Genomic DNA, 20,444 nt, shown 5'->3' with positions numbered 1-20,444 from the left:
CCGCTGCCCCTTCCCGTCACGAGCCGAGCGTCGAGGGGGCGGCCCCGCGGGTCAGACCCCCTGCGCGTCGGCGCCCCAGATCACCTTGTGGAGCTGCACCTGCACGCGGACGCGCAGGCCGTCGTCGAGCACCCACTGGACGAGATCTCTCGGCGCGAGCTTGCCCCAGACGCACGAGGCGAGCAGCGTCACGCCGCGCGCGTCGAGGCGGCGCTCGCGGATGGTGTCCCGCATCCATTCGTAGTCCGCCCGATCGGCGAGCACGAACTTGATCTCGTCGCGCGGCGTGAGATGGTCCAGGTTCGACCAGCGGTTACGGTGGGATTCCCCGGAGCCGGGCGCCTTCAGATCCATGATCTTGTGCACGCGCGGGTCGACCCGCGACACGTCGGCCTCGCCGCTGGTCTCGATGAGGACCGTGCGGCCCGCGTCGCAGAGCTCCTTGAGGAGCGGAAGCGCCCCGGGCTGGAGGAGGGGCTCCCCGCCCGTGAGCTCGACGAGCGGCGTGCCGAGGGCGAGCGCGCGCTCGAGGACGTCGCTGCGGCGGAGGCGCTTGCCGCCGTAGAAGGCCTGCGAGGTGTCGCACCAGGCGCAGCGCAGGTTGCACCCGGTGAGCCGGACGAAGGTGCACGGCAGCCCGGCGAACGTGGATTCGCCCTGCACGCTGGCGTAGATTTCGTGGACGACGAGGGTGTCTTCTTTCAAGGAAGCGACGCCTCCGAGGAGCCCGGGCCGGCCTCGGCGGCTCCGCGCCGCCGGCGACCCGCGATGGGGCCGCAAGCTTTGGCCGCGCCGACCGCGCAACGCAAGCGGCGCGAGGCGCTCAGCCGGTGACGACGCTGACCTCGCCCGCCGCCACCGCGCGGAGGACGCCGTCCCCTCCGCGGATCAGCAGGTGCCCCTCCGGGTCGATCCCCGCCGCGACACCGGCCACGCCGGCGACCTCGACGCGGCGGCCGCGCAGCCAGTCCATCCGGGCGAGATCCTCCGCGAAGGGCGCGAGCCTCCCCGCCTCGAACCTCGCGGCGGCGTCGCCGATCGCCTGGAGCAGCTCCGCCGCGAGGAGCTCGCGCGGGACGTCGTCGAGCCTGAGCATCGCGAGCGACGTGGCCCGGCCCGAGAGCTCCGGCGGGAAGCTCGACGCGTGGACGTTCAGCCCGACGCCGACGATCACGCTGCTCACCGATTCGCCGCGCAGCTGGGCCTCGACCAGGATCCCCGCCAGCTTGCGGCCCCCGGCGAGCACGTCGTTCGGCCACTTGAGCCGCACCTCGGCGGCGGCGCCGTCGCCGCGGCGCGAATGGGGCGCGAGCCGTGCGACCCGTCGATCGACGACCGACGCCACGGCGAGGCCCATGACGAGGGCGATGGGGGCCACGCTGCTCGCCGGCAAGCCGGGGCGCAGCACGACCGACAGGTACAGGTTCTCCCCGGGCGGAGAGTGCCATGCGCGCCCGCCGCGCCCGCGCCCCTGGGTCTGCGCGTCGGCGAGGAACGCCGCTCCATGCGGCGCCCCGGCGGCCGCAGCGCTCCGGGCATCGTCGTTCGTCGACGCCGTCTCCGACGCGACGGCGAGCGGCCTCCCGATCGACGCGCCGAGGCGCGCGAGCTCGCGCTCGATGGCCCCGGCGTCGAGCGGCCTCACAGCGAGAGATCCAGCGCGATGTCGGCCGAGCGCGCCGAGTGCGTCAGCGCCCCGACGCTGATGATGTCGATGCCCGCCGCGGCGAGCTCAGGGATGCGCTCGAGCGTGATCCCGCCGGAGACCTCGAGGAGAGGCCGGCCGTGCTGCGCCGACCGGACGCGCGCGGACGCCGTCTTGACGTCGGCCAGCGTGAAGTTGTCGAGCATGATGATGTCCGCGCCGGCAGAGAGCGCCTCGTCGAGCTCGCGGAGCGAGGCGACCTCGACCTCGATCTTCGTCGTGTGCGGGGCGCGCGCCCGGGCGCGGGCGATGGCGGTGGCGATGCCGCCCGCCGCGACGATGTGGTTGTCCTTGATGAGCACGGCGCTCCCGAGGCTGTCGCGGTGGTTGTGCGCGCCACCGACGCGCACCGCGTAGCGCTCCAGCGCACGCAGGCCGGGCGTCGTCTTGCGGGTGTCGGTGATGCGCACGCCGGACCCCTTCGGGATCGCCGCGGCGTAGCGGCGCGCCTCGGAGGCGACGCCGCTCATCCGCTGCGCGAAGTTGAGCGCGGTGCGCTCCGCGCTGAGGAGCGTGCGCGCGAGGCCGCGCACCGTCCAGAGCACGGCGCCCGTGTCGACCGCGGCACCGTCCGCGATCAGCACCTCGCCCTCGACCTGCGGATCCAGGCGCTGAAAGACGCGGAGAAACACGTCCCCACCGCAAACGACGAGCGGCTTGCGCGCCACCGCCTTCGCGGTCGCGCGCGCGGAGGCCTCGACACAGGCCTCGGTGGTGAGATCGCCTCCCGCGAGATCTTCTTCCAGAGCGCGATCGATCAGGGCATCGAGCAACGGCGCAGCCAGCACAGGCATCTCCTCGAGCGCCGCAACCCCGGCGGCGCCCCCAGGTATACTCGTTCCCGCACGCGCGCAGCAGCGCCGTCGCACCTACCCGAGGTGGGCGACGCAACGCGTTATCAAGAGTCGTGCCAGGGCGTGCGAGCTCGGCGGCGCGGCTGCCCGGGACGGGAGCCCGGTGGCGCGGATGGGGCCCATGGCGCCGAAAAGCGGTGCGGTTCGCGACCTTCGCGACGCGGTGTCGCACAAATGGGGCTGACGTTCGTCTACCAGCCTGTGAGACTCTCCGAGCAACTCCAGCGCCCTCAACGGAGATCGATGCGTCCGCAGGCAGGCCAGGTCATCCACAACAAGTACCGACTCGTGCGCCTCATCGGGGACGGCGGCATGGGGAGCGTCTACGAAGCCCGCCACGAGGTGCTGGGGACGACGGTCGCCCTCAAGTTTCTCCACCCCGAGCTGTCCCGCCGCTCCGGCCTGGTGCAGCGCTTCCTGCAAGAGGCGCGCGTCTCCGCGCAGATCCAGAGCGCGCACGTGGTCCGCGTCGTCGACGTCGACCAGACCGCCGGCGGCCTGGCGTTCATCGTGATGGAGTACCTGGAGGGGAAGACGCTCCAGACCCTGTACGAGGAGCTCTACCGGGCCGGCATCCGGCTCGCCTACGCCGACGCCCTCGAGTACGCGATGCAGATGCTCGAGGGCGTCGAGGCCGCCCATCGCGCGGGCGTGGTCCACCGGGACCTCAAGCCGGACAACGTCATCATCACGAGGACGGCCAAGGGAGAGCCGCTCATCAAGCTGCTCGACTTCGGCATCGCCAAGCTGAAGGTCACGGGGGAGCTCGATCGCGGGCTCACGCGACCGGGCGTGATCATGGGCACCCCCGAGTACATGGCGCCCGAGCAGGCCTACTCGGCGGACTCCGTCGACGCGCGCGCGGACATCTTCTCGCTCGGCGTCATCATCTTCGAGATGCTGGCCGGCCGCCGGCCGGTCGGCGGCGACGAGCCCCAGCAGATCGCGGGCGCCTACCTGTCGGGCCAGATCTCGCGGCTCTCGGACCTGGCGCCGGAGCTCGCGCCGGGCCTCTGCGCGGCCGTCCACCGCGCGATGGCGGCCTCGCCGGCCGATCGGTTCGCGACCACCGCCGAGTTCCGCAGCGCCCTCGAGCCGTTCGCCCGCGCCGCCCGCGCTCCCTCGGCGCTCACCCCCTCGCCGTCCGAGGTCAGCGTGGCGCGGTCGTCGGGGCCCGCCCTGCCCGCAGCTATCGCCGCGCCCGCGATGCTCGCGGCCTCCGCGGCTGCGCCCGCAGCCAACGCGATGGGCGACGGTCGCACGAGCTCCGTCCCCAAGACGATCCCGCCCGAGAACGGCGGCGCACAGCACGCGGCGAGCGGCCCCCCGGGCGCGCTCGGGCCCGCGACACCCCTGGGCGGCTTCGCCTCGGACGCCCGGGGTCCCTCGGCGTCGACGCCGGGGGCGCCAGGGTTCACGCCCAGGCCGGAGCCCTCCTCGGGCCCGTACTTCGCTCAGGGCGGCTATCCCCCGGTCGGGCAGCCGGCGACCGTGAGCGCCGCGCCCTACATGCCCCCGCAAGGGGTGCCCGGGGTGCCGGCGACGAGCTACGAGCCCGGGCCGTTCGATGTGTCGCCTCGCCCGGGCGGGACCGCGGTCGGCAACGCGCCCTTCATGGACCGGAGCTCGGCCGGCGCGTTCAACGGAGCTCCGGCGCCCGGCTACGGTGGCGCCTTCGGGGGCGGCGCGCAGGGGTACATCCCTGGGACGGCGCCGATGGATCCGCTGCCGAGGACCTCGCACGCCGCCTCGGCGCACGGGGCGAAGCAGCCCGCGCGGCGCGGGACCTCGCTGTTCACCATCCTGCTGCTCGCGACGGGGATCACCGGGGCCGTCGTGGGCGGCGTGTACATCGCCAGCGAGCTCGGTCGGAGGGAGCAGGCCGACGTGGCGCCGGCCATGCCGACGTTCCAGCCGACCGCGACGGTGCCCTCGGAGCCGAGCACCCCCGCGACGACGGCGGCCCCCGCCGTGACGCCGCCCCCGGTCGAGCCGCCGCCGGTGGTCGCCAAGCCCCAGCCCCGGCCGACGTCGACCTCGACCTCGAAGCCGCCGGCGACGCCGAGCGCGACGGGGTCGCAGCCGGCGCCGACGACGCGCCCCAGCGGGACGTCGATCCTCCCCAACCTGCCGCCGATCGTCATCCCGTCGACGTTCCCGTTCCCGTTCCCCGCGCCGACCGGCGCGCAGCCGCCAGCCAACCCCCAGCCCACCCCGAACACGACGACCCCGGCACCGACGACGCCGCCCACCACGCCGTCCAGCAAGCCGCCACGGCGCGTGATCATCGTACCGAACAACTGACTCGCCCGGCGCAGGCGGTAGGATGCGATCCCGATGAGCAATCAGAATAGCGGTCCGCCGCCCGGATGGCCTGCGCCCCCGAGCGGCATGTACGGCCCTGGCAAGACCGTGCCCGGCGAGCCTCCGCTCGCAGGGCTCAACTCGCCTCAGGGCGCCTTCCCCGCGCCGCCCGGCGCCGCGCCGCACGATCCGGGGGCCGCAGGCGGAGGCGTGCCGCGGACCCTCGTCGAGGGCGGAGGCAACAGCGCGCCCCCGCCCGGCGCGCCGGCCCCTTACGGATCCCCGGCAGGCGCGTACGGCGCGCCGCCGGCAGGGGCGCCCGGCCCGTACGGCCCCGGCGCAACCGCGACGTACGGCGGCCCTCCAGGACCAGGGGGCGCCTATGGGCAGCCGCCCCCGCCTGCCGCGAGCCCGTACGGCGGCTCGCCGTTCGGAGCTCCGAGCGGGGCCGCCGGCGCGCCGGGGTTTCACGGCGGCGGCGCTCCGGCGCTTCCGGGCAGCGGCGGGCCCTACGCGGCGCCGATCCCCGCCCGGCCTCGCCCGAAGAGCTCCGGCCCGACGCTCGCGCTGGTCGGGATCGGCGCCTTCGTGGTCATCGGAGGCCTCACGACCGCCATCTTCATGATGCGCAGCGGAAGCTCGTCCGACGACGCGACGGCGCAGCCGTCGGTCGACACGCCGCCGGCGCCGGCGTCCGTCGCCAGCGATCCGGCGCCTCCGCCGCCGGCCGCGACCACGACGCCCGAGCCGCCCCCGCCGGAGCCGGTCCCCGTCCCCGCAGCGGCCCCGAAACCGCCGCCGAAAGCACAGCCCAAGCCGGCGAGCCCGACCACCACGCCGACGATCCCGTCGACGACCGCTCAGCCGACGACGCCGACGACCCCCAGCGCGACGACCCCGACGACCACCCCGTCCGCATCGTCGACGGGCCGGAAGAAGATCATCCTGCCCGGCAGGAATTGAGCGGATCGCCGCAGCCCGCCGCGCCGCCGCGGGCGCACTCCGAAGCTTTCGCTCGAGTCCGCTTGACAAGGCGGTCAGGGTGATCAGCTTCCGACCTCATGAGCAAATCCGGGATCGCCGCCGTTCTGTCTTTCCTCATTCCGGGCGTTGGGCAGCTCTACAATGGCGCGTTTCTGCGCTGCCTCTTCTGGCTGATCGTCACCCCCGGCCTGTGGATCGGCACGGGTGGGTGGCTCGGCTGGGTCTGCCACCTGATCTCCGCCTACACCGCGTACCAGTACGCGAAGCGCTCCGGCGGCTGAGCCGCGACCCGCGAGGCGGCGCGCCGGGCCGAGCCGGCGCGCTCGCTCACGTCGCCTTCGCGAAGATCCTCTTCAGCACCTCGCCCGTCGCCGTCGGCTGACGCGAAAGCTCGCGCGGGGTGCCCTCGGCCACGATGCGCCCCCCGCCGGCGCCGCCCTCCGGGCCCAGCTCGACCACGTGATCCGCGCAAGCGATGACCGCCGGGTGGTGCTCGATGATCACCAGCGTGTCGCCGCGCTCGACCAGGCGATCGAGCACGCGGACGAGGCGCGTCACGTCCGCCAGGTGCAGGCCGGTCGTGGGCTCGTCGAGGACGTAGAGCGTCGGCTTGGGCCGCGCGCCGGCCGTCAGCTCCGCCGCGAGCTTGAGCCGCTGGGCCTCGCCGCCCGAGAGCGTGTGCGAGCCCTGGCCGATGTGGAGGTAGCCCACGCCGAGATCGCACATGGTCGAGAGCGGAGCGCGGATCCGCGGGTGCGCCGCGAAGACCTCGACCGCCTCCTCGGCGGTGAGATCGAGGACATCGCCGACAGACAGGCCGAGGTAGCGCACGTCGAGCGTCGCCGGCTCGAAGCGCGCGCCGCCGCACGCCTCGCACGGCGTGGTCACGTCGGGCAAGAACGACATCTCGTGCGCGATGACGCCCTGCCCCTCGCACGCAGGGCACCGCCCGCCCGAGGCCGTGTTGAAGGAGAACCGCGCAGGGCCGTAGCCGCGCACCTGCGCGTCGGGACAAGCGGCGTAGAGCTTGCGGACCTCGTCCCAGACGCCCAGGAACGTCGCCGGGATCGAGCGCGGCGTCCGGCCGATGGGCGACTGGTCGACGGCCACCGCCCGCAGGATGCTCTTCGGCAGCCGCAGCGCCTTGTGCGGGCCCGGCTCGGGCGCCTCGAGCTTCAACGCGCGGCGCGCGGCGGGGTAGAGCACCTTCTGGATCAGCGTGCTCTTCCCGGAGCCGGACACGCCGGCGACCACCGTCATCCGGCCCGCGGGGATCCGGAGCGCGTCGCCCTGGAGGTTGTGCGCGCGAGCGCCGAGGAGCTCGATGTGCTCACCCGCCGACGGGCGCGCCGGGCGCGCGCTGAGCAGGGCGTCCTCGCCGGCGAGCGCGCGCGCGGTCGGCGAGTCGGGGTTCGCGAGCACCTCGCGCGACGGGCCCGCCGCGACGATCCTGCCGCCCTTGCGGCCGCCCGAGGGGCCGAGATCGATCAGGTGGTCCGCGGCGCGGATCGTGTCGGCGTCGTGCTCCACCATGAGCACGGTGCTCCCCATGCCGGCGAGCCGACGCAGGTTGGAGAGCAGCCGATCGGTGTCGCGCGGGTGGAGCCCGATGGTCGGCTCGTCGAGCACGTACAGCGCCCCGGTGAGACCGCTGCCGAGCTGCGCCGCGAGCCGCAGGCGCTGCATCTCGCCGCCCGAGAGGGTCGACGCGCGCCGATCGAGCGTGAGGTAGCCGAGGCCCACCTCGCAGACGAAGTCGAGCCGGCGGCAGAGCTCCTTGTGCGGCGCCTCGGCGATCAGCGCGCGATCGCCCGTGAAGCGCAGGCCCCTCGCCCAGGCGGCGGCCGCCGCCACCGACCGGCCCGACGCCTGGTGGTAGCGCTCGCCGGCGAGCCGGACGGCCCGGGGGATCGGCGCGAGGCGCGAACCGCCGCACGCCTCGCACGGATCGGGCGTCGCGAGCGCGTCGTCGTCGAAGTCCGAGGCGCCGGTCCCCTCGCACGCCTCGCAGCGGCCCTGCTTCGTGTTGAACGAGAACCAGCGGGGATCGAGCTCCGGGACGCCGACGCCGCAGCGCGGGCAGGTGCGCGTGGTGGAGAGCAGCTGCTCGCCGCCGCGGCCGCCGGCGAGCTTCACCGCGCCACGACCGAACGCGAGGGCGCGATCGAAGAGCGCCCGATCGAGGGCGTCCATGCGCCCCTCGTAGATCACGAGGTCGATCGAGTGCTCGCGGCGCTTGTCGAGGCGGGGAGGGCTGTCGGTCGCGCACGGCTCGCCGTCGGCGAGCGCGCGGGTGATGCCGGCGCGGGCGGCCGCGGTGAAGACGTCGAGGTACGTCCCCTTGCGCGCCACGACCGCGGGGGCGAGCAGCGTCCGCGCGCCGCGCGTCGCGAGCAGCGAACGATAGACCTCGTCCGGCGAGCGCGCCTCGATCGGCACGTCGCAGTCCGGGCAGCGCGCCTCGCCGACCTTGGCGTAGAGCAGCCGCAGGTAGTGCGCGATCTCGGTCACGGTCGCGACGGTGGAGTTGGCGCCGGAGCGCGTGGTGCGCTGCTCGAGCGCGATCGACGGGGGTACGCCGGTGACGCGATCGACGTCCGGCCGCGGCAGCGTGGGGAGGAACTGGCGCGCGTAGGGGGTCAAGGTCTCGAGGAAGCGCCGCTGGCCCTCGGCGAAGACCACGTCGAACGCGAGCGTGCTCTTGCCGGAGCCGCTCGGGCCGGTCACGACGACGAGCTCGCCGTGCGGGATCACCGTCGAGACCTCGGCGAGGTTGTGCTCGCGGGCGCCCTCCACCTCGATGCGCCGCAGGTCGAGCGACGGGCGCGCCGCGCCGTTGCCGTTGCCGCCGCGCTTGCCGGATTTCGGGGCGGCGGCGGGCGCCGCGGCCTTGGCGCCGCGGCGCGGCCTCGGCGCCGCGCCGTCGCCCCGCAGCGCGAACCACTCGGCCAGCGCGCCGCCGGTCCGCGTCGCCGTCCTCGCCATCGCCTCGGGCGTCCCCTCCGCGACCACGCGCCCGCCCTCGCTGCCCGCGCCCGGCCCGAGATCGATGACCCAGTCGGCCGCCGCGATGACGTCGAGGTCGTGGTCGACCACGATCACGGAGGCGCCCTCGGCCACGAGCACCGCGAGCGAAGCGTTGAGGTGCTTCACCTCCTCGGGGTGCAGGCCGGCGCTCGGCTCATCGAGGAGGAAGAGCGCGCCCGCGCAGGGCTCGCCGAGCGCGCGCGCGATCTTGAGCCGCTGCGCCTCGCCGCCGGAGAGCGTCGAGAGCGGCTGGCCGAGCGTGAGGTAGCCGAGGCCGAGCTGCTTGAGCGGCGCGAGCGCCCGCCGGACCGCGGGCTCCCGCTCGAAGGCCGCGAACGCCTCGTCGATCGAGAGATCGAGCACGTCGGCGACCGAACGGCCGTCGAGCTTCACCTCGAGCACCTCGTCGCGGAAGCGCTTGCCCTTGCAGGTCGGGCAGGTCAGCGACACGTCGGCCAAGAACTGCATCTCGATCGTCTCGCTCCCCTCGCCGGCGCACGCCTCGCAGCGCCCGAGCGCGACGTTGAACGAGAAGTGGCCGGGCCCGAGATCCCGCGCCGCCGCCTCGGGCCGCTCGGCGAAGAGCGCGCGGATGCGGTTCCACGCGCCGGTGTAGGTCGCGGGGTTGCCCCGCGAGGTGCGCCCGAGCGGCGCCTGATCGACGAGCGTGACGGTGCGGATGTCGGCCGTGCCCTCGATGCGCCGGTACAGGCCCGGCGCATCGACGTCCTTGTAGCCGCGGGCCCTCGCGATGTGCCGGTAGAGCACATCGTTCACCAGCGTGCTCTTGCCCGAGCCGCTCGGCCCCGTGATCGCCACCACGACGCCGAGCGGGACGTCGACGGAGACGTCGCGCAGGTTGTTCTCGCGCGCGCCATGGATCGTGATCTTGCCGCTCGGCGACCTTCGCTCCGCGGGCGCCGCGGGCAGCGGCCTCTGCGCGGCGAGCCCCTCGGGGGGCCCGTCGAAGGTGACGCGCCCGCCCTGCTTGCCCGCGCCGGGGCCGAGCTCGACGACGCGATCGCTCGCCCGGATGACGAGGGGCTCGTGCTCGATGACGAGCACGGCGTTGCCGCGGTCGGCGAGCTCGCGCATGGCCGCGATGAGCGGCGGGATGTCCGTCGGATGCAGCCCGACGGTCGGCTCGTCGAGCACGAAGAGCGCGCCCGTCAGCGACGTGCCGAGCGCCGCGGTGAGCGCGACGCGCTGCGCCTCGCCGCCCGAGAGCGTGCGCGCCTGGCGGGAGAGCGAGAGGTAGCCGAGCCCGACGCGCTCGAGGTAGCCGAGCCGCGCGATGAGCTCGCGGCGCGCCATCTCCCCCTGGCCCGTCTGGGGGCGCTCGGCCTCGAGCCGCGCGCGCGCCTCGCGGAGCTCGAGCTCGTGCCACGCGGCGAGATCCAGGCCGCCGACGCGGTAGAGGAGCGACTCGGGCGAGAGCCGCTTGCCGTGGCACGCGCCGCACACGTCGTAGGTGCGGTAGCGCGCGAGCAGCACGCGGACGTGCATCTTGTAGGTGCGCGTCTCGAGCCAGCGGAACCAGGCCTTCACGCCGGGGTACTTGCCCTGGCTCCACGTGCCCTCGCCCTCGAGCACGAGCGCGCGCTGCGCCTCGGAGAGGTCGCGCCACGGCCGATCGGTGCGGATCCCGTTCCGCTCGCAGAACGCGCGGAGCACCTTCCGCTCCCACGTGGTGGATCGGCCGTTCCAGGGGCGGATCGCGCCGCCCGCGATCGACTTCGACGGGTCCGGGATCACCTTGTCGTAGTCGATGCCGAGGGTGCGGCCGAAGCCGCGGCACGAGGGGCACGCGCCGGTCGGCGACTGGTACGAGAAGAGCCCCGGGCGCGGCGGATCGAAGGCGCGCGCGCACGAGGGGCAGGCGAGCCCGCGCACGAGCCGGAGCCGCGTCGACCCCGCCCCGTTGGCGCCCGGCTCCTCGGCCTTGCGCTGCAGGTGGAGCGACGCGTCGCCTCCACCGCCCTTCCACGCCTCCTCGATCGCGGCGCCGAGGCGCCGCCGCTCCCGCGGGGCGACGCGGACGCGATCGACGATGACCTCGACCTTGTCGGTGCCGCTCATGGCCTCGGAGGGCGCCACGCTGTCGAGGTCGCGCGCCTCGCCGCGGACGAGGAGGCGCCGGTAGCCGGCGGCGAGCAGCGACTCGCGCACGTCGAGGAACCGCTCGGTCCCCGCGACGGCGATCGGGTACGTGACGAGCGCGGTCGCGCCCTCGTGCTGGCTCGCGGCGAGCTCGGCCGCTCGCACCGGGTCGGTCCGCGCGGCCTGCGCCTCGCAGGACGGGCAGACGGGCACCGCCTCCCGCGCGAAGAGCGCGCAGAAGTACGGCTCGAGGTCGGCCATCGTGGCGACGGTCGACCGCGAGCTCTTGACCGGCGCGCGGCGGTCGACGGCGACGCCGGCCGCCACGGGCTCGAGCGCGTCGATCGGCGGCCGCTCGAGCCGCTCGAGGAACTGGCGAGCGTACGGGCTGAAGCTCTCGACGAACCGGCGCTGACCTTCGGAGTAGAGCGTGTCGAGCGCGAGCGAGGACTTCCCGGCGCCGGACACGCCGGCGATGGCCACGAGCTCGCCGGGCCGGAAGTCGAGGTCGATGCCCTGGAGGTTGTGCGTGCGGGCGCCGCGGAGACAGATGGATTGCATAGGAGGCGCGGATGGGTGGGCCCCGCGGGGATGGCGTCCGGGGTGGACAGGCCCGCGTGAAACCGCGAGTGTTTAGCCCCCTTTCCGCCCATCGTCGCGGACGATCGTACGTGACGGCGCGCAGAGCACGGGCCGGGGGGCATTGCGCTGTTCAGCGCGGGATTCTCGCGTTCGTATCGAGGCGCGCGCGGAGGGAGCTCGCGTGCTCCGAGCTGCCCCGCCTGCCCGGCGCGTCCGTCGCGACCAACGGACTCAGCGGCTGACCGCGCTGGACTCAGCAGCTAGCCGCGGCGGACCCCGCGGCTATCCGCCGTTGACGAGGAGGAGCGAGAGGTAGCCGTAGTCGTTGCTGTTCCAGTTCGGGCTCAAGGTTTGGCCGCACATCCCGATGTTGTACGTGCCCGCGCTGAGGCCGGTGATGACGGCGTTGACCCCGAAGGGCACGCGCGTGCTTGCGGGGACCCGGCCTCCCGTCATCCCGAGGCCGACCACCTGCGGCGCCTCGAGCACCGGGCCGGACGGCTCGGAACGAACCCGCTGGTAGCACATGAACAGGCTGAGGCTGTTCGCTGGCTGGGTGCCCGAGCCCAGGTACCGATGCGCGGTCGCGTAGATCGACTGGCTCGCCGACGAGACCTCCACCGAGGCCGTCGGGCCGAAGAAGTCGACGGCCGTTCCCACCGGGAGCGCGATGTGCGGGCCCATGCCGCTGACCATCACCGAGAGCACGACCCCCTGGGGTCCGGTCGGCCCAGTGGGGCCCGTGAAACCGCGGGGCCCCTGAGGCCCGACGGGGCCCTCGGGACCAACCGGGCCCATCGGTCCTTCGGGGCCCGTCGGCCCTGTCGGCCCCTCCGGGCCGATCGGACCTATCGGACCTTGGGGGCCCACCGGGCCGATCGGGCCCTGGGGTCCCATGGGGCCGACCGGGCCCTCCGGCCCGATCGGGCCGACCGCCCCCGCAGGCCCGACCGGGCCTTCCGGGCCTCTGGGGCCGACCGGGCCTTCCGGCCCCGTAGGGCCAGCTGGCCCCGTTGCGCCCGTCGGCCCCGCCGGCCCCGTCGGCCCTTCCGGGCCCGTCGCGCCGGTCGGCCCGGTGGGACCCGGCGGCCCTTGCGGCCCTTCCGGCCCTTCGAGCCCCGCCGGCGAGCCGACCCACTCCCCGTCCTCGTTGATCACCTGGCCGCCGTTCACGACGACCCCGCTCCCGTCGATCACCACCGTGCTGCCGTTCGCGGTGTTCACCGTGACCGAGGTCGGCGTGATGTCGCCGTTCACGTTCCCGGCGAGGAGCGCATACGGCACGCTCGCGACCGTCGCGCGCGGCTTCAGCTCGACGTCGTCGCCGACCGTGATGCCGAGGTACCGCTCGGCGCCGTCGAAGATCGCGCCCTGGAACGGCGTGATCGAGCCGAGGCGCACCGAGAAGAAGCCGTCCTCGAACGTGATCGCGTGGACCTCGCTCCAGATGGGGATCGACGCGTCGCGAGCGTCGTAGAGGGCGAAGACGACGTCGAGCGTCTGGTTGATGGGCGCGTCGCGATCGTCGAAGAGCCGGCCCTGATGGGTGATGGTCGCCGGCACCGCCGCGGCCGCGGTCCCAGCGCCCGCGAGAGCGCCGGCCGCCAGGGCGGAGGCCGTCATGCGCCGCGCGATCGTCGATGTCCTCATCGCCACATCCTCGTCATGGCAAGCTCCCGTTGGCTCCGAGGAGCCCACCCTGCATCCGCACCTTGGCCGAGGCCGACGTGCCCTGGTTCTGCGTCGGCTGGCCGAGCGTGAACACCATCCGGTAGCGGGAGCTCTTCGCGACCTCGCCGGCGGTCACCGTCTCGGTCGCCTCCACGCCCGTGTCCGCGGGCGCGCTCCCGCCCTGCCCCGCGCCGCCGTGCCCGCCACCGCCGACGCCGCCCTCGCCGCCGCTGCCGGAGCTCGCGCCCTGACCGCCGTCGCCCCCGACCCCGGCGCCGCTCGTGGCGTACGGCGCGTCGACCATCGAATCGGCGGCGCAGCTGCAGCTGCACGCGGGGGCCACCGCCGAGATCGTCACCATCGCTCCGAGCCAGGCGGAAAAGCCCCGTCCGCGATTCACTCCGTCCTCCGGCCCGACAGCACGTCGCGCTCGATGCATCCATTGGACGAGCGGCGGCGCTCGGCGTCAAGCGACCGCGCCGCGGCCGCGCGGCACAGAAGCGACGGCGTGGCGCCGCAGGGCGCCGCACGGCACCGCACGACGCCATACAGGGCCGCGCCGCCCCGGCGAGCCGGCACGAGCCGCCGCCCCGGCGCGCCGGCCACGGCGCCGTGCGCGGCGAGGCGGTGGACAGACGGCGGCGCGCGCGCTATGCGGCCGCGTGAGCCGCGCTGGCAAAGAGAAGGAACGCGAGGGGGAGAAGCTCATCGTGCGCAACAAGCGCGCGACGTTCGACTACACCCTCGACGATCGGTTCGAGGCGGGGTTGGTGCTGCTCGGCAGCGAGGTGAAGATGCTCCGCGAGGGCGCCGCCGAGCTGACGGACAGCTGGTGTGCCATCGAGCACGGCGAGGTGTTCCTGAAGGGCGTCAACATCCCCGTGATGCCCGGGGCCGCCTTCGGGCACGAGGCGAAGCGCCCGCGCAAGCTGCTGCTCCACGAGGCCGAGATCGAGGCGATCCGCAAGGGCGTCGAGCGCGAAGGCATGACCGTGATCGCGACCCGCCTCTACTTCAAGAACGGCCGCGTGAAGGCCGAGATCGCCCTCGCGAAGGGGAAGAAGACCGTCGACAAACGCGAGAGCCTGAAGGAGAAGGACGCCGCGCGCGAGGCCCGCGCGGCGATCGAGCGGGCCCGCGGCGGCGACCGCGGGCGCAGCCCCGCGCCCCGCGCGGCGCGCGGCGAGGCTCGCCCCAACCCCCGGAGGCCGGAATGAGCTGGCACCTCACCTGGTCGAGAGGCGGCGAGGCGGAGCTCGTCGAGATCGACGGCGACCGCGTGCGGCTCCGCTCGACCGCATCGTCGGCCCCCGGAGCGCGCGTCGAGGGCGCGCTCCGGTCGACGGGGACGGCGATCCGGCTGAAGGTGGCCCGGTGCCGCCTGCGCGCCCCCCACGAGCCCACCGAGCAGGCGCCGGCCGAACGCATCTACGAGCTCGAAGGCCGGCTCATCGACGCGACGCGTGAGGTCCGCGCCGAGCTCGCGCGGCTCGTCGGCAGCGAGCGTCCGGGCTGATCCGCGCCGCACGAGCGTCCGGGCTGACCCGCGCCGCGCGGCGGCGGAGCTGGCCGCGCTGCACCACGGCGAGCGTCCGGGCCGATCGGGACCCCGCCGCGGCCCGTCCGGCAGCAGGTGTTGCGGTGACTCACGGCGACACTTACGCTGGTGATCTATGAAAATTGCGTCGCGCCCTCGTGTGATTTTGCGGCGCTGCTCGACGTATGATGTGGAGAAGATCCGCAGCATCGTGCGCAGCGGTCTCGAGGAGCTCTCGCTGCGCCCCCGCGGCCGGACGCTCATCAAGCCGAACGTCGTCGCGTCCGGCGCGCACTTCCCGCACGCCTATACGCGGCCCGAGTTCATCGAGGGGGTGATCGGCGCGCTCAGGGATCGCGACGACGGGCGCGTGACCGAGCTCGCCGTCGGCGAGCGGTGCGGCATCACGCTCCCGACCCGCATGACCTACGAGGGCGCCGGCTATTACCCGATGTTCCGGCGGACCGGGGTCAAGCACTACCACTTCGAGGAAGAGCAGCAGGTCGAGATCCGGCTCACGCACGAGGGCCGGCTGCGCGACTACCTGTTCACGCCGGAGCCCGTCGCGAAGGCCGACTTCTTCGTGAACTGCCCCAAGTTCAAGTCGCACCCCTGGACCACCGTGACGTTCTCGATGAAGAACTACATCGGGATCCAGGACGACCGGCACCGGCTCATCGATCACGACCACCGGCTGAACGAGAAGGTCGCCGACCTCCAGTACATCGTGCAGCCGCAGTTCATCGCGATCGACGCCATCACCGCCGGCGAGGGGCGGATGCTCACGCCGACGCCGTTCGACCTCGGCCTCATCATCATGGGGAACAACCAGGTCGCCTTCGATTCGGTCTGCTGCCACATCATCGGCGTCGATCCGAGGAGCGTCGACCACATCCGCCTGGCCTCGGAGCGCGGCTTCGGGCCGATGGACCTCGGCGAGATCGAGATCACCGGCGACGTGACGCTCGAGGAGGCGAAGCAGAAGGCCAAGGGGTTCAAGGTGGGCCTCGTCCGCGTCGAGAAGTACTTCGAGGGCACCAACATCACCGCCTACGCGGGCACGCCGCCCGAGCCCGAGCACACCGACTACTGCTGGGGCGGCTGTCCAGGCGCCATCGAGGAGGCGATCGAGATCCTGCGCGAGTACGACAAGGAGTGCGACGCGAAGATGCCGCGGATGCACGTGGTGTTCGGCGCCTACGAGGGCCCCATCGACGCCAAGCCGGGCGAGAAGGTGGTCTTCATCGGCGACTGCGCGACCTACAAGGGCAAGATCGGCGATCAGCTGATCAGCATCGACAGCCTGTACCGCGAGCGGAGCGCGCGCGACCCCTACACCGCGAAGCACGACGACGTGCTCGCGAAGATGGTGAAGGTGACGACCAAGCTCGCCAAGGCCCGAAACGAGAGCGTCATCCGGCTCGAGGGCTGCCCCGTCAGCGTGGCGGAGCAGGTGCTCACGCTCGTCACGCTCGGCAAGACGAAGAACCCCTACTTCGCCGCCGATCAGGTGCTCGAGTTCAACAAGGCCTACGTCGCCTGGCGCGGGGCCTCGCTCGCGAAGCGCCTCGCCGGCAAGCCCTACCAGGTCCACGGGGCGTGCTCGCGCGGCGAGGCCGCCCCGGAGCTCCCGGCCGAGCCGCCTAGCCCGCCGGCCGCAGAGTGAGGTCGAAGAGGACCTCGAGCTCGTCCCGCACCTTGAAGGCGCCGAGCGGCCCCTTGACCTCGCGCACGCCGAGCGCCGCCAGCGAGAGCTGACAGCCCCCCGTCACCCCGATGCGCCCCTCGCCGAGATCGCGCGAGGACAGGCGCGCCGCCAGCGCGGCGCTCCCCGAGGCGACCCGCACGCGCACGTCGGCGCGATCGCGCGCGGCCCCCGAGGCGCGGACCTCCACGACCTCGGTGCCCCCGAGAACCTCGCCCTGGATGCGGCGCTCGATGTCGCGTCGATCCCCGGCCGAGAGCGCTTCCGGGTCGAGCCGGTCGCCGCGCAGGACCCCCGCGACGCGGAGGTCGGCGACGCGGATCTCGAGCTCGCCCGTCCATGCGTCGCCGTCGAGCCGCGCCCGGCCGCGCAGCGCTGGCGCGGCGATCTCGAGGTCGTGCGCGAGCCGCGCGAGCATCCCGGCGGCGCGGGTGCGGATCGTCAGGCGGGACGCGGCAGGATCGAGGTGCAGCTCGTTCACGGGACGGGGATCCTTGTCACCTGCAGGGGCTCTCAGGAAGGAGGACGCCGCGCTCAGCGGCGCTTGGAGCGGCGCGGTCCGTCAGGGACCAGCACGTACCGGCTCGAGGACGGCTCGGGCTGGCGGAGGAGCTCGGCGCGGAGCAGCGCCTCCGAGAGCCGCGCCTCGATGACCTCGTCCGTGACGCCGGGCTCGAGGGTCACCACCGCGGCCTGGATGTCGCGCGCCAGCGCGTCGAACTCCGCGCTGTCGAAGGCGTAGATGTCGTCGGGGAACAGGAGCGCGAGCGGCTTCCGCTCCACGGCCGTGTTCGTCAGCGCCGCGAGGTCGCTCTCGACGATGAGCATGACGCGGGCCCGCAGGCACATCCCCCTGCAGCGCGCTGCCAGCGCCTCCGCCGAGCCGACGAGCAGGACCGAGCGAGGCGTGTTGACCGCCTTGGTGGCCTCGTCGTCGTCGTGAGTCATTCCTCGAAGAGTACGTGAACGGGCGGATGAAACCATCCCCCTCGCGTGGCCGACAGCCCCGCGCCTCGGGGCGGAGGTCGAGCGGCCGGCCGCGACCGTCGGACCGGCCGCGGCAGCCGGAACGAGCGCCTCCGCCGCCGCGGCGCGCGACGCTACTCCCTGCAGCGCGCCGCCGCGGCGAGCGCGAGGAGGACGGCGCTCAGCGCGAGCAGGCCGGCGCTCGCCGGCTGCCCGAGCCCGAGCGGCGCGGGACCGCCGAGGAGGTTCACGGCGTTGCCCCGCGGCATCAGCGCGCCGACCACCCCGGCCGAGCCTCCGAAGAGGAAATCGGCCGCGAGCGGCGCGAAGCGGCCGAGGCCGCGCCGGTGGAAGGTCGCGCCGAGCGAGAACCAGCCGGCGTAGGCGGCGCCGGCGAGCGCGCCGATCCACCCACTGATGAGCATGTCTCGGACAAACGGCGCAGCGCCGGGCCCCCGGGCGGTCGCGACGACGACGATGGCGAGCAACGCGCCCACCCCGGCGGCGACGAGGGCCGTGGCCAGGGCGATGCCGAGCGCGACATGGTGAGAGGACGCGCCGAAGCGGGCCGCCGGCCAGGCCGCGTCGCGCAGCGCGGTGCGATCCGCGGCGTCGGCGGCGAGGGCGAAGATCGTGAGCGGTGTGACCAGGCGGAACGTGGCGAGCAGCGCCCGGTCGACGGCGCCGGACGACCCGAACGCGACCTCGATCACCGCCGCCGCGACCGCGAGCGCCACGCCGAGGCCGAGCGCCAGCAGCGGACGCCGCGCGCGGAGGCGGCTCAGGGCCATCTCCATGCCGAGCCGGACGCCCACCCGCGCGGGCGTCCCCCGCTCGGAGGCCCCCTCCGCGGGGGGCGCCGGCCGCGCTGCGTCGATCGGGGCGCTCTCACCCACCATGCTGGCGTCCTGTCTCCGCGGCGCGCGGCGCGCCGTCGGCCGCCGGCGCGTCGAACGCCGCCACGGCGACGGGGCCCTGGGGCGGCGCGCCGGGCGGCGGCGCCGCGCCGTCGCCCGCGGGCGCGCCGAACGGCCGGCGCGGGCGAACGGCGGCGAGGTGCAGCGCGGTCGCAGCCCGCACGTCGTGCAGCGACGGCGCCGGGGACGAGATCGCGATCAGCGCGACGTCCTCCTGCGCGGCCGCGTCCACGAGCGCGAGCGCCGCCGCGTCCCGGTCCGCAGCCCGGATCCGCAGCGTCGACGACGCCTCGGCCGGCCCCGGCTCCCACGCGCTCGCGCGCACCGCGGGGGAGCGCGCGAGCGCGGCGGCGAGCGCGCGAGCGCCGGGCGCGCCGGGCGCGCGCTCGTGGACGAGCACATGGAGCTCGAGCTCGGGCCCCGCGGCGCCAGGCGCGGCCGGGCTCGGGGCGCCGGCGAGGTGATCGCCGTCGCCGGGCTCGGTCCGGGCGATGACGCCGCGATCGAGCACGTGGATGCGATCGGCGAGGGCGCGCGCGTCCACCGCCGAGGACGTGATGAGCACGACGCAGGCGCCGCCCGCCGCGAGCGCGCGCAGGCGCTCTCGGACCGGCGCGGGCGACGGCACGGCGACGTCGGCGAACGGCTCGACGAGGCAGAGCAGGAGCGGCTGCGGCACCCCCAGGGCGAGCGCCAGCTCGATCGCCCGGGCCTCGGCGAAGCTGAGCGAGGCCCTGCGGCGGGCGAGGAGCGGCGCGACGCCGAGCGCGTCGAGCAGCGCGGCGGCGCTGCTCGCGGGCCCGCCGCGGGCGCGGAGCGCCACCGCCATGCACGACGCCACCGACGCGCCGTCGGGCAGCTCCGGGGCGATGGAGAGGACGCCGATCCGCGCCCGCGTCGCCGCGCTCCGGTACGGCTCGCGCCCCCCCACGAGGACGCGGCCGGCGAGGGGCGCGGCGCGCCCCGCGAGCACCTCGGCGAGCGCCAGCGTCCCGTCCTCCGGCGCGCCGAGGACGGCGTGCACGCCCGGGCCGAGCGCCGCCGCCGCGCCGAAGAGGCTCCCGCGGGGGCGCCCCGCCTCGCCGGCGCTGTCGCGCGCGCGCACGCCCTCGAGCGCCGCGATGGGCGCGCCCGGGATCATCCGGCGGGGCTCCCGGCCGAGCGGACCGCGAAGGAGAGGAACGCGCCGAGCGCGCCCGGGATCGACCACCGCGCGTCGCCGGCGAGGTCGGCGAGGGCCCAGGGGGCGAGGGTCAGCGAGAGGAACAGGGCGCGCCCGCGCGCGCCGGCGAGGCGGCCGCTCGCCGCGGCGAGCCCGCCGAGCGTCACGCCGGAGACGGCGCCGAACAGGGCGAGCGCGGCGCCGAAGGCGAGGTGCTGGAGCGCGAGCAGCACCGAGCCGGAGAGGAGCGCCGCGAGCGCCGAGAGCGCGGCCAGCGGGAGCGCGACGACGCGCGCGACCTCCAGCATCGCGGCGAGGCTGCGCGCGCCGTGCAGGGAGGCCCGCGAGATCCCCCGCGACGCGGCGAGCGCCTCGATGCCGTCGCGGCGATCGGACGCGGGCCGGTCGTGCGCCGCGGCGAGGGCGATGGGGCCGGCGGCGGCCCACGCGAGCCCGCGCGCCGCGGACCCGAGCAGCCCCTCGAGCGACGTCGTCCCGTCGTCGAGCCGGAGCACGAGCGCCGTGGCGCCGTACCCGAGCGAGATCAGCGCCGCCATGGCGAGGCCGAGCTGCCCGCCGCGCGCGCTGCGCAGCCGCGCGCACCCCAGCGCGACCGCGGCGCGCAGCGCCCTCCGCGCGGCCGCGCGCCGCCGCCCGGGGTCGTCCGGACGCATGCTCGGTGCGTCGCGCGGTTCGGGGTCGTGCGGGCGGGTCATCGAAGGGGCGTGCCGAGGGAGCGTGCAGGCGGACGCGCAGGCAGAGCGGCGGCGCGCTGCTAGCGCTGCCCTTCCAGGCGCGCGGGCGCAAGGCCAATGTGCCACGGGTCGGCGCGCCGCTGGAATGTGATCGCCGCCGCGCGAAAGCGCCACCCCCGGGTGTGACCGAAGCGCCCGCGCGCCGCGTGGACACGCGCCCCCTGCCCCGGCCGTC

Annotated in this window: 17 protein-coding genes; 6 read left to right on the top strand and 11 right to left on the bottom strand. The window is 74.9% G+C overall.

Translation table 11 applies throughout. The annotated features are described in order from the left end of the window. Positions 1–51: 51 nt before the first annotated feature. The 3 genes from WME83_RS15300 to nadC all read right to left on the bottom strand — a co-directional run bounded on the left by WME83_RS15300 (position 52) and on the right by nadC (position 2,493). The gene (locus WME83_RS15300; protein WP_437320020.1) at positions 52–705 is read right to left on the bottom strand and encodes a radical SAM protein; all 654 of its coding nucleotides are present in this window, start codon (positions 703–705) and stop codon (positions 52–54) included. A 118-nt stretch (positions 706–823) separates the two neighbouring features. Then, a complete protein-coding gene (locus WME83_RS15295) occupies positions 824–1,645 on the bottom strand; it encodes a biotin--[acetyl-CoA-carboxylase] ligase (protein WP_437320019.1) in 822 nt (273 codons plus the stop codon). Next, positions 1,642–2,493 (bottom strand): carboxylating nicotinate-nucleotide diphosphorylase, encoded by an 852-nt coding sequence (nadC, locus tag WME83_RS15290; RefSeq protein WP_437322001.1) that lies wholly within the window; start codon positions 2,491–2,493, stop codon positions 1,642–1,644. The genes WME83_RS15295 and nadC overlap by 4 nt, the downstream gene beginning before the upstream one ends. Before the next feature lie 309 nt (positions 2,494–2,802). On the opposite strand from nadC, the gene WME83_RS15285 reads away from it, so the two are divergent. The 3 genes from WME83_RS15285 to WME83_RS15275 all read left to right on the top strand — a co-directional run bounded on the left by WME83_RS15285 (position 2,803) and on the right by WME83_RS15275 (position 6,128). Continuing rightward, positions 2,803–4,863: a protein kinase domain-containing protein gene (locus WME83_RS15285; protein WP_437320018.1), complete on the top strand. Its 2,061-nt coding sequence runs from the start codon at positions 2,803–2,805 to the stop codon at positions 4,861–4,863. A 33-nt stretch (positions 4,864–4,896) separates the two neighbouring features. Further along, the gene (locus WME83_RS15280) at positions 4,897–5,826 is read left to right on the top strand and encodes a hypothetical protein (protein WP_437320017.1); all 930 of its coding nucleotides are present in this window, start codon (positions 4,897–4,899) and stop codon (positions 5,824–5,826) included. 98 nt (positions 5,827–5,924) lie between these two features. After that, positions 5,925–6,128: a hypothetical protein gene (locus WME83_RS15275; RefSeq protein ID WP_437320016.1), complete on the top strand. Its 204-nt coding sequence runs from the start codon at positions 5,925–5,927 to the stop codon at positions 6,126–6,128. Positions 6,129–6,174: 46 nt separating this feature from the next. Here WME83_RS15275 and uvrA read toward each other — a convergent pair whose 3' ends face one another. From uvrA to WME83_RS15260, 3 genes are all read right to left on the bottom strand, one after another. Continuing rightward, positions 6,175–11,535, bottom strand: coding sequence for an excinuclease ABC subunit UvrA (gene uvrA / locus WME83_RS15270; RefSeq protein ID WP_437320015.1), 5,361 nt, complete (start codon positions 11,533–11,535; stop codon positions 6,175–6,177). Positions 11,536–11,838: 303 nt separating this feature from the next. Further along, a complete protein-coding gene (locus WME83_RS15265) occupies positions 11,839–13,206 on the bottom strand; it encodes a collagen-like protein (RefSeq protein WP_437320014.1) in 1,368 nt (455 codons plus the stop codon). A 13-nt stretch (positions 13,207–13,219) separates the two neighbouring features. After that, complete coding sequence (locus WME83_RS15260) at positions 13,220–13,588, bottom strand: hypothetical protein (RefSeq protein WP_437320013.1); 369 nt, start codon at positions 13,586–13,588, stop codon at positions 13,220–13,222. A 301-nt stretch (positions 13,589–13,889) separates the two neighbouring features. On the opposite strand from WME83_RS15260, the gene smpB reads away from it, so the two are divergent. From smpB to WME83_RS15245, 3 genes are all read left to right on the top strand, one after another. Then, the gene (smpB, locus tag WME83_RS15255; protein ID WP_437320012.1) at positions 13,890–14,444 is read left to right on the top strand and encodes an SsrA-binding protein SmpB; all 555 of its coding nucleotides are present in this window, start codon (positions 13,890–13,892) and stop codon (positions 14,442–14,444) included. Next, the gene (locus WME83_RS15250) at positions 14,441–14,743 is read left to right on the top strand and encodes a hypothetical protein (RefSeq protein ID WP_437320011.1); all 303 of its coding nucleotides are present in this window, start codon (positions 14,441–14,443) and stop codon (positions 14,741–14,743) included. Before smpB ends, WME83_RS15250 begins: the two co-directional genes overlap by 4 nt. A gap of 232 nt (positions 14,744–14,975) precedes the next feature. Continuing rightward, a complete protein-coding gene (locus WME83_RS15245) occupies positions 14,976–16,430 on the top strand; it encodes a DUF362 domain-containing protein (protein WP_437320010.1) in 1,455 nt (484 codons plus the stop codon). Here WME83_RS15245 and WME83_RS15240 read toward each other — a convergent pair. The 5 genes from WME83_RS15240 to WME83_RS15220 form a co-directional block, all read right to left on the bottom strand. Continuing rightward, positions 16,408–16,950, bottom strand: a complete 543-nt coding sequence (locus tag WME83_RS15240; protein WP_437320009.1) for a hypothetical protein — start codon at positions 16,948–16,950, stop codon at positions 16,408–16,410. The two genes, WME83_RS15245 and WME83_RS15240, sit on opposite strands and share 23 nt — an antisense overlap. A gap of 53 nt (positions 16,951–17,003) precedes the next feature. After that, on the bottom strand, positions 17,004–17,417 hold the full coding sequence (locus tag WME83_RS15235) for a hypothetical protein (protein ID WP_020735031.1): 414 nt from the start codon (positions 17,415–17,417) through the stop codon (positions 17,004–17,006). Between the two features lie 152 nt (positions 17,418–17,569). Next, positions 17,570–18,334, bottom strand: a complete 765-nt coding sequence (locus tag WME83_RS15230; protein ID WP_437320008.1) for a hypothetical protein — start codon at positions 18,332–18,334, stop codon at positions 17,570–17,572. Then, on the bottom strand, positions 18,324–19,493 hold the full coding sequence (locus WME83_RS15225) for an ABC transporter ATP-binding protein (protein ID WP_437320007.1): 1,170 nt from the start codon (positions 19,491–19,493) through the stop codon (positions 18,324–18,326). The genes WME83_RS15230 and WME83_RS15225 overlap by 11 nt, the downstream gene beginning before the upstream one ends. After that, positions 19,490–20,188: a hypothetical protein gene (locus tag WME83_RS15220; protein WP_437320006.1), complete on the bottom strand. Its 699-nt coding sequence runs from the start codon at positions 20,186–20,188 to the stop codon at positions 19,490–19,492. The genes WME83_RS15225 and WME83_RS15220 overlap by 4 nt, the downstream gene beginning before the upstream one ends. Positions 20,189–20,444: the final 256 nt, after the last annotated feature.

The organism is Sorangium sp. So ce385, from assembly GCF_051474135.1.
Classification (GTDB): domain Bacteria; phylum Myxococcota_A; class Polyangia; order Polyangiales; family Polyangiaceae; genus Sorangium; species Sorangium cellulosum_D.
Note: the sequence above shows the minus strand (reverse complement) of the source record. Positions and strands in the feature narration are given on the sequence as shown.